Source organism: Sulfitobacter sp. IGS-18, assembly GCF_059628195.1.
Genome location: NZ_CM184556.1, coordinates 2,589,822 through 2,602,800 on the forward strand (window position 1 = coordinate 2,589,822; position 12,979 = coordinate 2,602,800).

Annotated in this window: 4 protein-coding genes; all 4 read right to left on the reverse strand. The window is 66.3% G+C overall.

All coding sequences use genetic code 11. The annotated features are described in order from the left end of the window. Genes ACWNZ3_RS12490 through ACWNZ3_RS12505 form a run of 4 tightly spaced genes read right to left on the reverse strand, consistent with a single transcriptional unit; the run spans position 1 to position 12,734 of the window. A complete protein-coding gene (locus tag ACWNZ3_RS12490) occupies positions 1-678 on the reverse strand; it encodes a 4'-phosphopantetheinyl transferase family protein (protein WP_496900134.1) in 678 nt (225 codons plus the stop codon). Then, complete coding sequence (locus ACWNZ3_RS12495) at positions 671-5,293, reverse strand: MupA/Atu3671 family FMN-dependent luciferase-like monooxygenase (RefSeq protein WP_496900135.1); 4,623 nt, start codon at positions 5,291-5,293, stop codon at positions 671-673. Before ACWNZ3_RS12495 ends, ACWNZ3_RS12490 begins: the two co-directional genes overlap by 8 nt. Then, positions 5,290-6,282 (reverse strand): glycosyltransferase family 2 protein, encoded by a 993-nt coding sequence (locus ACWNZ3_RS12500; protein WP_496900136.1) that lies wholly within the window; start codon positions 6,280-6,282, stop codon positions 5,290-5,292. Before ACWNZ3_RS12500 ends, ACWNZ3_RS12495 begins: the two co-directional genes overlap by 4 nt. Then, entirely contained in the window at positions 6,282-12,734 is a 6,453-nt protein-coding gene (locus ACWNZ3_RS12505) for a type I polyketide synthase (protein WP_496900137.1), read from the reverse strand. The genes ACWNZ3_RS12500 and ACWNZ3_RS12505 overlap by 1 nt, the downstream gene beginning before the upstream one ends. Positions 12,735-12,979: the final 245 nt, after the last annotated feature.

Below are 12,979 nucleotides of genomic sequence, written 5' to 3' on the forward strand. Positions count from 1 at the left end.
TCAGGCTCCTTCGCCGTCACGTTGCCCAATCGCAACCCCGGTGACAAGATGCCCGGCCACTTCGGCAAAGCGCCCCGGCAGGCTCTCGCCGATGGCAAAGGGGCCGATGGGCTGCAGGAAGGTCGCGTCGAAGCGGCCCCCGGCGACATCGAATGTCACATCCAGAACTTCAAAGCCAAAGAGCTGGCCCGTCAGCGGAAACTGCGCCTTGTAGGCGGCTTCCTTGGCGGCAAAGATCATCAGGCCAAGGCGCGGCAGCGCAATATCGGCGTGACGCGATATGTCCATTTCAGAACAGATGATTGGAATGATATCTTCATCCAGTCTGTGAAGCTGTTCGGCGTCGAGGCCCAGCGATCTGACGCCGTTCGACACAACCGCCAGGCAAAGCTTATCGGTATGGGTGATGCTGCCCGCCAGCCCCGGCGGCCAGTCCGGCGCGCGGTTGGCCTGAACCGGAACCGCCCTTGCAGGCAAACCGGCATCCTGCATCGCCATCCGCGCGGCGGCGCGGCCGGCTGCGAATTCATTGCGGCGTGCGGGAGTTGCCCCGGTCATGGCCTCCGCCTCGCCGGGCCAGACCGGGGGTTGCGGCAGGCCGGGATCGGTCAGGCCAAGGCCCAGGGGCACTTCGAACAGGCCGCGCACCGCCCGTTCGATTGCCGTGGCATCAGGCATCCATTTTGCGCCGCCCCGCCCGCATCTCCCGGCGTTTCTGAACGATATCAGCGGTTTCGGGCGAAAGAACCGGCAGCGTCGGGCGCATCTCCGCGCCCTGCCGCGCCTCTGTACCCGGCTGTTTTACCGGGCGTCTGCGCCTTGTGCCACCCTTGGCCCTGTCCAGATGCCCGGCCAGCGCCCCAAGGGTCGGGAAGCGGAAGATATCGGTGATCGACAGCGCCACGCCGCCCAGTGCCGCCTTGATGTCGCGGTGCGCCTGCACCGCCAGCAGGGAATGCCCGCCGAGGGAAAAGAAATTGTCCTCCGCCCGGATGTCCGCAACACCCAGGAGCCCGGTCCAGACCTCTGCGATGCGCTGGATCGTCTCTTCGCTGCCCTGCGGCGCGGCCTCCTCGACCAGAGCCGTCGGCGTTCCGGGCCGGGGCGCGGCGGCCCGGGCCTTGGCCTTGGGCGCGGGCAAGGCCTTGCGGTCGATTTTCTTGTTGGGGGTCAAGGGCATGGCGTTCAGTCCGACGATGGCACTTGGGACCATGATGGCAGGCAGATCCTGTGTCAACACGGCCTTGGCCTCGGCCTCCGTCACGGCGTTTTCCGGCGTGACATAGCCGACCAGCTGCGCACCACCGGGGCCATCGCGCGCGATGACAACCGCCTGGGTGACGCCCGGCAGGCCCGCCAGACGCGCTTCGATCTCGCCCAGTTCGATCCGGTGACCGCGTATCTTGACCTGCGCATCGGCGCGGCCTGCGAAATGCAGGCAGCCGCCCGCGTCCCAGGAGACCACATCGCCGGTGCGGTAGAGCTTGCCGGCACCAAAAGGATTGTCCACGAACCGCTCCGCCGTCATCTCCTTCCGGTGCCAATAGCCGAGGGTGACACCATCACCCCCGATCCACAATTCACCCGCAACACCAACGGGTTGCGGCAGCATCTTGTCATCCAGGATGAAGACCTGTGTATTGGCGATGGGGGTCCCGATGGGGGCGGTCACCTCCGTTGCATCCGCCACCATCTGCGTGGTTGACCAGATCGTCGTTTCGGTGGGGCCATACATGTTCTGGATGCTGGCCTGCGTATGCGATTGCAGCGCGGCGACCAGCGTAGCGGGCAAGGCCTCCCCCCCGATCATCAGCTGGGTGACCCCGGCCAGCGCCTGCTGCGCCTCTTCGTTGATGACCAGCATCTGCGCCATCGAGGGGGTGCATTGCAGATGCGTCACCCCGTGGCGCTGGATCTGTGCGGCGATGGAGAAATCATCCGCCGCCAGTTCGGTCCCGCGATTGGCCTCGGCCAGGACCTGCGCCAGCGGTTTCAGCCCTTCCAGCACATCCCGGACGGGAATGCCGTAGTCGATCAGGCAGGCAACCTCGTCCACGCCGATGGATTTGAGCTTTTCGGTGCGGGCAAGCCCATCTGCCACGGTGCCGAACATGCCGCTGTCGTTGAAATAGCGCTGGAATGCGAATTCCAGGATCGCGTCCATTTCCTCGTCGGAGAGACCTTCGAGGTTGACGTCAAAGGGGTTGGTCGCGCCTTCGGGCTTCTTGAAGGCGGGGAAGGCCCAGGCGTATTGCTTGATCAACCCGGCAGCGGAGCGCAGGTAATCCTTCATCGGTTCGCGTGCGACCTCTTCGGCCGCTTCGCGGGTTTCGGCCAGATAGGTGTGCAACATCACCGTCACCTTGAAATCCGCCGGGTCATGGCCCGCCTCGCGCAGGGCGGCGTGGTAGATCTTGATCTTGCCGGCGACTTCATCGACCGATTGGCCCAGCAGGTGGGTCAGCACATTGGCGCCAATCTCGCCCGCTTCTTTCCAGGTCTGCGGGTTGCCGGCGGTGGTGACCCAGATCGGCAGCCTGGCCGAGACCGGGCGCGGCTGGGTGATGACGGCGTGGGGCGTGCCGTCTTTCTTTGGGAATTCAACCGCTTCCCCGGCCCAGAGCTGGCGCAGCTGGTCGATGGCCGCATACATCGCGGGCTTGTTTTCAGGCGGTGTGTTTTCCGGGCGCAGCACAAAATCATCGGGCTGCCAGCCGCTGGCGATGGCCAGCCCGACGCGCCCGTTGGTCAGGTTGTCGATCACCGCCCATTCCTCGGCGATGCGGGCGGGATGGTGCAGCGGGGCGACGCAGGAACCGGCCCGGATGGCGAGGTTCGAGGTCACCGCAGCGACAGCAGCGCCAGTGACCGAAGGGTTCGGATAGGGGCCGCCAAAGGCGTGGAAATGCCGCTCCGGCGTCCAGACCGCGTTGAAGCCATGGGCATCGGCGAATTTCGCGCCTTCCAGCAGCAGCTCGTATTTGGCAGGGCCGACGCCATCGTCATTGCCCCAGTAGAAGATGTTGAAATCAATCGCCTGGGCGGAGCGGGCAAGCGGGCCGTTCGACACCAGCGTGCGGCTTTCGTCGCCGGTCAGCACCAGTTTCACGCCGCGCGAGATTGTCCAGAACAGCTCAAGCACCGAGATGTCGAAGGAGAGCGAGGTCACTGCCAGCCAGACGGAATTGCTGTCATGGTCGATGCGGTCATCCATCCCGGCAAAGAAGTTGGCGACATTGCCGTGACTGACCATCACCCCCTTGGGCGTGCCGGTGGAGCCGGAGGTATAGATCAGATAGGCCAGATCCTCCGGCGTGGCGCTTGCATCGGGGTTGTGGCCGGACATGGCTGCATGATCCGCATCCACCATCACGATTTTTGATTCGTTTTCAGGCAATTGTGCGGCGATCTTCACCTGCGTCACGATCAGCGGCGCGGCGCTGTCGGTGATGTAATGGGCGATGCGGTCAGCCGGATATGCCGGGTCCAGCGGCACATAGGCGCCGCCCGATTTCAGGATCGCCAGCGCCCCGATCATGAGGTCGGGCCCCCGCGTGCAGTAAAGCCCGATGGGCATGCCCGGCCCGGCCCCCTCGGCCAGCAGCGCATGGGCCAGCCGGTTCGCCGCCGCATTGAGCGCGGCATAGGTGAATGTCTGATCCTCGAACACCAGCGCGGTTGCATCGGGCGTGCGGGCCACCTGCGCCTCGAATGCGGCATGCAGGGTGGTGCGGTCATAGGCGCGGTCGGTGGCGTTCCAGCCGGTGAGCATCTGCGCGACCTCGGCCTCCGGCAGCGCCCAGAGCGCCCCGCAGGTGGCGGCATCGGGCAGCGCGGCAAAGGCGGTGTTCAGACGCTCGGCAATCAGGCGGGCCGCCTCCCCGGTCACCCGCGCGGCATCGTAATGCAGCCTGCCGGACAGGCTGACCGTGAGGGCGGTTTGGGGGAGCAGCAGATCCTTGTCGGAGAGGCCAAGGTCGGGCATCGCGCCGGGGTCGATTTGCGGGTCGCGCAAGCCCAGGTCGGCGGCACAGCCGCCGCTCGCGCGCGCGCGGTCCATGCCCCTGGCGATGACCTCGGCAGCGGTTGCAAGCGGCGTGTCATCCTCTGCCCTGACGGCGAGGGGCAGCCAGGGGGCCAGCAGCGCGCTTGTCCCAGCGGCCTCAACCGCCAGCGTCGCCGCCGCCTGGCCGGAAGCGCGCAGCGCGACAAGGGCTGCGGCGCAGGTGATCTGATCCTTGCTCAGGCTGCCGGTGGTCAGAGGCAGGGAGGCCGGTTGCACCGGGCCGGAGGGTGCCGCCGCCAGCAGCAGGTTCAGCGGTTCACTGCCCGCCAGAACCCCGCGCCAATGTGCCTCGTCCGCGACCGGAACATCCGGCAGGGACGACATCGGCAGCACGTCGCCCACCTTCAGCCATTGGGTCAGGTCAAGGGGCGTGCCGTCAAAATCGCAAAACGCGCTCAGGCGCAGGGCCTGTGTTGCCGTGCCAAGGGTGACGGCGTTGCGGGACAGTTCCAGCACCGTGCCGGGGGCGGCGGTCTGGGCAGTGACCTCAAGCGCGCCGATCACCACAATGCCCTGTTCCAGCGCCAGTTTCGGCAGGCAGAGCGGGTTCCAGTACTCCCCGAAGTCCAGCCCCCGCACCAGCGCGGAGAGGTCGGCGGCAGGACGGGTCAGGTCCAGAACGCCCTGCCCCCCGGGCCGCTGGTCGCGGGCGAAATAGCTGCGCTGGGTGAGGTCCTGCGGCCTGCGCTCAAGCTGGTCCGCCTCAAGCTGCGACAGCACCGCGGCAAAACTTTCCATCCCGGCGGCATAACATTTCGAATTGAGGGTGAAGGCGGTTTCATCCGGGGCGATGTCGATCATCTTTTGCGCCAGCAGGTCGCCCTCGTCCACGCCGCCTTCGATCACATGCCAGGAGACGCCATGGGTCGTCTCACCGTTGATGATGGCCCAGGCGGGGGTGTTGAGCCCGGCATAGGCGGGCAATGGTCCGTCGTGGAAGTTGATCGCGCCCTTTGCGGGCAGGGCCAGCACCGCCTCGGGGATCATCCGCAGGTTGGCGATGCTGAGCAGCCAGTCGGCGCTCACCTCTGCCTCCAGCAGGTCGCGGGGGGCTGTGAGCGTGGCAATCCCCTGCCCCTCGGCCCAGCCGCGCACAGTGGCATCGCGTGTGACAACGGCGGTGATGGCATGGCCCCCGGCAAGGATCATGTCGCCACAGGCGATGGTCAGGCTCTCATCCCCGATCAGGATCGCGCTGAAACCGGCGGGCTGGAAGGTGGCGGTCATGTTCTGTCCTCCGAAACGGGGCGACGGGCTGTGGCTCTGCCGGATCCGCTGCGCAGGCCAAGCCCGTGCCGCGCGAGATCGCGGGTGAAGAAGGCGGGGTCCTGCGGGTTGCGCCCGGTCAGGGCGCAACGCAGGGCGTGCAGCGCCGAACCGGTCAGCCGCGCGCCCCAGGCGGCAGCGGCATAGGCCCGGCCATGGGTCTTGATGAAATAATGGCGGCGCGAGGCGAACCAATAGGCCGGCATGCGCTGCCATTCCTTCATGCCGGTGGAGACGGAGCCGATGTGGACCACCCTGGCCTCCGGCACATACCAGCAGGACCAGCCCGCACGCGCGCCGCGCTTCATCAGGTCGGTTTCCTCGAAATAAAGAAAGAAGGTCTCATCGAACCTGCCGATCTCCTCCAGTGTCGCGGCGCGGATCATCACGCTGGCGCCCGCGGCCCAATCGACCCGGGTGGTCTTTTCCGGCAGCGGCGGGGCCACGATGGCATGGGCCAGCAGGCGCGAAACGGGGCCGAAGCGCACCGCCCCTTCGAATTCCCCGGCGATGGAAGGGAAGCGGAAGGCGGTGGTATGGGGCAGATCATCCTCGCCCCGCACATGGCTGGCGGCGAACCCGGCGCGCGGATGGCGGGCCATATGGTCCAGCAGGGTTGCGATGCAGCCCGGATCAGGGAAGGCATCGGAATTCAGCAGATAGAAGAAATCCGGCGCGCTGCCGTCCGACATCTGCTCGGCCAGGCCGATGTTGCAGCCCGCCCCGAAGCCGCCGTTGCGCCCCGACAGGATCAGGCGCACCCGCGCGCCCAGGTCCCAGTCGGCCAGCGCCTGTTCGAAAATGCCCATCGACCCGTCGCCGGAGGCATTGTCGACGATCACCAGTTCCGCCGTTTCCGGCATGTCGGCCAATGCCGCCTTTGCCGCGCGCAGGGTCATCTGCGGGGTGCGGTAGTTCAGCAGCACGACAAGCAAGCGGGGATCAGACATCATTCCGCCGCCGTCGCCCGGACATCATCATGTTGCACCAGCGCCGCTGCGATGACCTCGCGCAATTCCTGCGCCAGCACCGTCACATTCGGGGCCAGCACCATGCTGACGTGATCGCCCGGCACCTCGATGATCTCCATATGCGGGGCGTATTTGCGCCAGTCGTTGTCCGCAAAGACATATTCGCGTTCGGCGCTGACCCAATTGCCCTTTGTCACCTGCCAGTGGAAATCCTGCGGCGGACGGAACAGGGTCATCGGCCCGTCCCAGTCAGGTGTCTGATACTGGCCGACCGCGCCGAGGAAAGCCGCCTGAATCTTGTGGTTGTTGAACTCCGCGCCCGGCGCATCCTGACCGGGGCTGTGCAGGCCCTTGCGTTTCTCCATCTCCCAGGCCCAGCGGTTGCGCGCCCATTCGATCAGATATCCCGGCCCCTTGGCGCGCAGTTCCGCCAGTTTGATCAGCGCCTTGTCCATGCGGTTGAGCGAGGGGCGCACCGGCAGCGGCGTGTCGAGCATCGCAAGCACCGCAACCTCGTCGCCTGCGGCGCGCAGCTGCTGTGCCATTTCATAGGCGGTGATCCCGCCACCGGAATAGCCCGCCAGAAGATAGGGGCCTTCGGGTTGCAAGCGTTTGATTTCGTTCAGGTAATCCTCTGCCGCCTCGGGGATCGTCGCATGGGGCGTGGTCTCTCCGATCAGGCCGCGGGCCTGGACGCCGATCACCCGGCGCTCGGCGCTGAAGGGCAGCGCCATGTGCCGCAGGTTCAGCACGTTGCCGAACATCCCCGCCACCACGAAAAGCGGTGCCGCCTGTTTGTGGCTGCTCTGGTTCAGGGGCACGAGGAACTCGAACTTCTCCGGTGCCACAACCCCGTCACCGGGACCACCCGACACCTCTCCGGCGCCGCCGGTTTCCGCCGCGATCAGGGCGGCGCATTTCGCGATGGTCGGGGCCTCGAACAGGACCGAGATCGGGAATTCCACCTTGAAGGTGCGTTTGACGCTGGCAAAGAGGCGCACGGCGATCAGCGAATGACCGCCAAGGTCAAAGAAACTGTCCTCGACCCCCACCGGGCTGACGCCCAGCAGGTTTTCCCACATCCCGGCCAGACGTTCCTCTATCCCGTTGCGGGGCGCGACATAGCTGCCGTCAAGATCCGGGCGTTCAAAGCTCTGGCCGCTTTTCACCGGGGCCACGGCGGGCACATCGGCCTGCGCCATCAGCGCTTGCAGCGGCAGCGAGGAGACCATGACCTGCGGGCGGTTCAGGGCAATCGCGCGGCGCATGGCCTCGGGCCCCTCAGCGGCGCGGATGCCCTGCGACACCAGATAGGCCAGCCGTTCCTCGGCGGCGGAAAGCGGCGTGTCGTCGCGGGTCTCGTCCTCAAAGCGGACTTCGGCGGCGGTCAGGGGCGTGGTGCCGAAGCCGCCCTCAAGGCGTTTCATCGCGAAATCGCGGACCTCGACCAGCACCTTGCCTGACGGGTCTGTCAGGGTGACGTCGAAGCGGGCAAAACCGTCGCTGGCCTTGCCGGAGGCCAGCCGCACATGCGAGCGGATCTCTGCAGGCAGGCTGCCATGCACCCGGATCAGCCCATAGGAGACCGGCACCCAGAGATGGGTCGCGCCATAGCCCGGCACCAGCGATATGGCCCAGCCGGTTGCAAGGTCCATCAGCCCGGGATGCAGGAGATGCCCGGCTTTGAGGTCATCGCGCGCATCCTCCGGCAGGGCGAGTGTTGCCAGCCCCTCGCCCGCGCCAAGGGCGGTTTCGCGCAGGACGTGCCAGCGCGGCCCAAAGGACAGATGCGCCTCCTGCGGGGAGACAAGGCGTGTCGCGCCCGGTTTTTGCACGGTGCCGCAGCGCGCGGAAATGGCTGCGAGGTCAAGGGCATGGGGCCGCGCCTCGGCCAGCGGGGCCAGATTGGCCTGGGCGTTCAATTGCCAGCCCTGCTTGCCGCCGAACAGGCAATCGCTGCGCATTTCGGCGCTGAAGCCCCGGCCACGGCCCTGAAGCGTGATCCGCATCTGGCGCGCTTCGCCCTCTGCCACCGGCATGGCGCGCAGGAAATAGAGGTCTTCGATATCAAAGGTCCTGAGCCCCTGCGCCGCCGCCGCTTCGGCCAGCAGTTCGATGTAGCCGGTGCCCGGCAGGATCGCCTGCCCGTCCCGGGTGCGGTGCTGGTCGAGCAGCCAGTGGTCGGTGCCCAGCGGGGCGGTGAACACCGGATCGCCGCCCGCATCCGCGCCGGCGGTGCTGATCAGCGCCGCCTCCACGGGGCGCGGTGGCAGCACGTCGCTGGCCGCACCCGGCAGGGCATTGGCCGCCATGCCGACATCCGCCCAGATGCCCCAGTTCACCGCCACAACCCGGGTCTTGCCGCCCCGCCGCGCGGCGGCAAAGGCGTTGAGCCAGGCGTTTGCGGCAACGTAATCGACCTGCCCCGCCGAGCGGGTCGCGGTCGAGGTCGAGGAGAACAGCACCAGCAGTTCCAGCGCGCCATCGGGCAGCAGTTGGTCCAGCACCCGCAGCCCCTGCACCTTGGGCGACAGCACCGCATCCATCTGCGCATCGCTCTTGCCCAGCATCGGGGCGTCATCCAGCACGCCGGCGGCATGGATCACACCGGTCAGCCCGCCGTGCCGCGCTGTCAGATCGTCGATGACGCGGCGCATCTGGGCAAGGTTGGCCACATCGCCGCCCGCCACTTCGACACTGCCGCCCTTGGCTTTTGCGATCGCTTCCAGACGCATCACCGCCTGCATCCGCCGCGCGCTGCGGTCGGCGGTGCCGTTCCTGGCGATATGGGCCTGCCAGGCCGCGCGTTCTGGCATGGCCTCGCGTGCCAGCAACACCACATTGGCCTTGTGCCGGGTCAGGATATCCGCCGCCAATGTCTGGCCGATCCCGCCGAAACCGCCGGTGATCAGATAGGTGCCGCCATCGCGGAATTGCGCCGTCTCCGCCGGGGTCAGCGGCAGGGGTTTATAACCCATCTCGAACCGCTTTTCGCCCCGGAAGGCGCCGATGCGGTTGGCGGGCGTGGCCATCAGATCCTCGATCAGCCGGTTGGTGAGGTCAGGCTGCGCAACCGCCGGGACGGATCTGGCAAACCACCCTGCCCGCGCAATCACGGGCTGCACCGCTTCAAGGTCGATCTGTGTCGCGGTGACACCGGGCACCTCGCGGGTGATCACGCCAACCGGGCCGGACACCAGCGCCTTTTCGGGATGCGGCAGGGCTTCATCCGTCACCTGCGCCGCACCGGTGGTAAAGACGCTCAGATGCAGGGGCGCGTCGATGCCTGCCTCGGTGATGGCCTGGGCCAGCCAGGTCAGGCTCCAGAAACCCTGTTCGATGTTGCGGTCAAAGGTGCTGGAGCCGGGGCGCGGGGCCACCTGATCATCGGTCAGCCAGAAATGCGCGATCCGGTCGGGCATCCGCCCGGCCTCGCGCAGGGTAGCGATCAACTGGTCATAGCCTGCCCGCCCCTGTTCGGCGGCAAGGGTGAAACTGTCTTCGCCGGTCTTGGCAAAGGCATCGCCCGCGCGCACGGTGACAACCCTGTGGCCGGCTTCGCGCAGCTTTGTGCGCAGCGGGGCGGAAAGCCCGGCCTCATCCGCGAAGAACAGCCAGGTCAGCGGCGTTGCCGCCAGATCGTCCAGGACATCGACTGCCACATCGGCAAAGGCAGGCCGCCATGTGGGCACCGCCCCCCAATCGGCAATGTCATCGGCCCGTGTCAGCGCGGGCGCAGGAGCGGCGCTGACCGCCTTGCCGGGTTCGATGAAAAAGCGGGCGCGCTGGAACTGATAGGTCGGCAGCAGCACCCGGTTGCGCCGCGCCTCGCCCCAGATCTGCGACCAGTCGGCAGTGACGCCGCAGGCCCAGAGCCGCGCGAAGACGGAGATGAAATAGACATCATCGGCGATTTTCTGTTCGGGGTGCCGCAGCGACGACATCACCTGCCCCACGCCGACATCGGGATGCATCATCGCAAGCGAGGACAGCGCCTTGCCCGGGCCGACCTCCAGATAGACCCGTTTGCGCGCGGCGCTCAGCGTGCTGATGCAATCGGCGAAATTCACCGTATTGCGCAGCTGCGCGACCCAGTAATCGGGGTCGGTGGCCTGCTGTGCCGTGATCATCTCGCCCGTGCGGTTGGAGGCAAAGGGCATCTGCGGCGCCTGCAGGTTCATACCCGCAAGGAAGGCGCGGTAGAGATCCAGGATCCCTTCCAGCATCCGGCTGTGCGCGGCGATGTCGATGGCGATGCGCCGGTGGTCCAGCCCGGCACCGGTCAGCCGCTGCTGCATGGCATCCAGCGCCGCCTGCGGGCCGGAGACGGCAATAAGCTCTGCCGCGTTCACCGATGCGATGTCCAGATCGTCACCCAGCAGCGGTTCGATCACCGCCAGCGGGGCCGAGATCGACAGCATGCCGCCTGCGGGCACCTCGTCGAACAATCGTCCGCGCAGCAGGACCAGGTCGATCAGGTTCTCGAATGTCATCACCCCTGCCAGACAGGCCGCGACGTTTTCGCCCATGGAATGGCCCACCATGGCGGCGGGTTTCACGCCCCAGGACATCCAGAGCCGCGCCAGCGCATATTCGGTGATGGCGATCAGCGGCAATTGCACGGAAGGTTTTTTCAGCGTCTCGTCGGCGGCCTGCAGCTGGGCGGCGTCGGGCAGCCAGAGCGCGCGGATGTCATAATCCAGTTGCGGTTGCAGATGCGCCAGACCCCGGTCCATCCACTCGGCAAAGACCGGCTCCGTCTCGTAAAGATCGCGCGCCATGCCGGCATATTGCGCGCCGCCGCCGGGGAACATGAAGACCACTTCGGGGTTCTCGCCCAGCGCATCATGGGTAAAGACGCGGCGGGCATCGCCTGCCTCCAGCAGGTCGGCGGCCTGCGCCGCGGTTTCGGCCACCACCACCCGGCGCTTGTCAAAGGCGCGGCGGCCCTGTTTGAGCGTGAAGGCCACATCGGCCAGCGGCTGATCCGGATGGGCGCGCAGATGGGCGACAAGGGCGGTGGTATTGGCATCCAGTGCCGCCTTGCTATGGCCCGAAATCACCAGCGGCTGGAACGGCCAGTCGCTGGCGTCCGAGGCGGCGCGTTCCGGTGCTTCCTCGATGATTGCATGGGCATTGGTGCCGCCCACGCCCAGCGCATTGATCGCGGCGCGGCGCGGTGTGTCGCCGGCGGCCCAGTCGGTCAGCTGGTCGTTGACGCGGAACGGGCTGCCGGCGAAGGGGATCGCGGGGTTTGGTGCCTCGTAACCCAGGGAGGGCGGGATCTGCTTGTGATGCAGGGCCAGCGCGGCCTTGGCAAAGCCTGCGACCCCGGCGGCGGTATCCAGATGGCCGATGTTGGTCTTGACCGATCCGATGCGGCAGAAATCGGTGGCGTCGGTCTCGCTCCGGTAGGCTTCGGTCAGGGCCGCGACCTCGATCGGGTCACCCAGATAGGTGCCGGTGCCGTGGCATTCGACCATGCCGATGCTTTGCGCCGCGACACCTGCGGCATCCAGCGCCGCCGTGATTGCCGCCGTCTGGCCATCGACCGAGGGGGCCAGGTAGCCGGCCTTGGCCGCGCCATCGTTGTTCACCGCCGACCCCTTGATCACCGCCCAGATGTGATCGCCGTCCGCCACTGCATCGCTGAGCCTGCGCAGCGCCACGCAGCCCGCGCCGGAGCCAAAGACGGTGCCCTGCGCCCGGTGGTCGAAGGCATGGCAATGCCCGTCCGGCGACAGGATTTCGTTCTCCTTGAAGAGATACCCCCGCCCCTGCGGCAGTTCGATGGTGACACCGCCCGCCAGCGCCATGTCCACCTCGCCCGCGCGCAGGGCGGCGCAGGCGTAGTGGATTGCGACCAGCGAGGTGGAACAGGCGGTTTGCAGGTTGATCGACGGCCCCTTGAGATCGAACACATGGCTGACGCGGGTGGACAGGAAATCCTTGTCGTTGCCGGTGTGGCGCAGCAGGAACATGCCCACATCGTCCACCAGATCGGGGTTGGAGCAGATGTTGAAATAGAAATAGCTGCCCATGCCGCAGCCCGCATAGACCCCGATGTCGCCGGGAATCGTTTCAGGCGGATGGCCCGCCTGTTCCATCGCTTCCCATGCCACTTCGAGGAACTTGCGGTGCTGGGGATCGAGAATGGCCGCATCCTTGGGGGAAAAGCCGAAGAAATCTGGATCGAATGTCTCGAATCCGTCCAGGACGGCGGCGGCTGGCACGTAGTTCTTGCGGGCGATGGTTTCGGGGCTTTCGCCCGCCTCCAGCAGCGCCTGCTCCGACAGGCGGCGGATGCTTTCCACCCCATCGCGCAGGTTCGCCCAATAGGCGTCAACACTGGCGGCACCGGGGACATTCACGGACATGCCGACAATGGCGATGTCGTCACCGGTCAGGCTGCGGTTTTTAGACGTGCTCATTTTCAAACTTCCCATACCTGAAAGCGCGACAGATCTGGGCCCCATATTCGAGTTCTGAAATACCGGGCGTTTCAACAGGGCAATTACGGCATTTTTATGCCCCATTTCATCGAACATTCATATTTTTAAGAGGTTTTGCAGCAAGTTCGACGGTTCTCAGGCCTTATTTAGCACAACAATCGACGGGCTGTCCGGGGAATTTTGCCGCAGGTGGAAACAGTGGCGCCATATTTGCCAGAATCGGT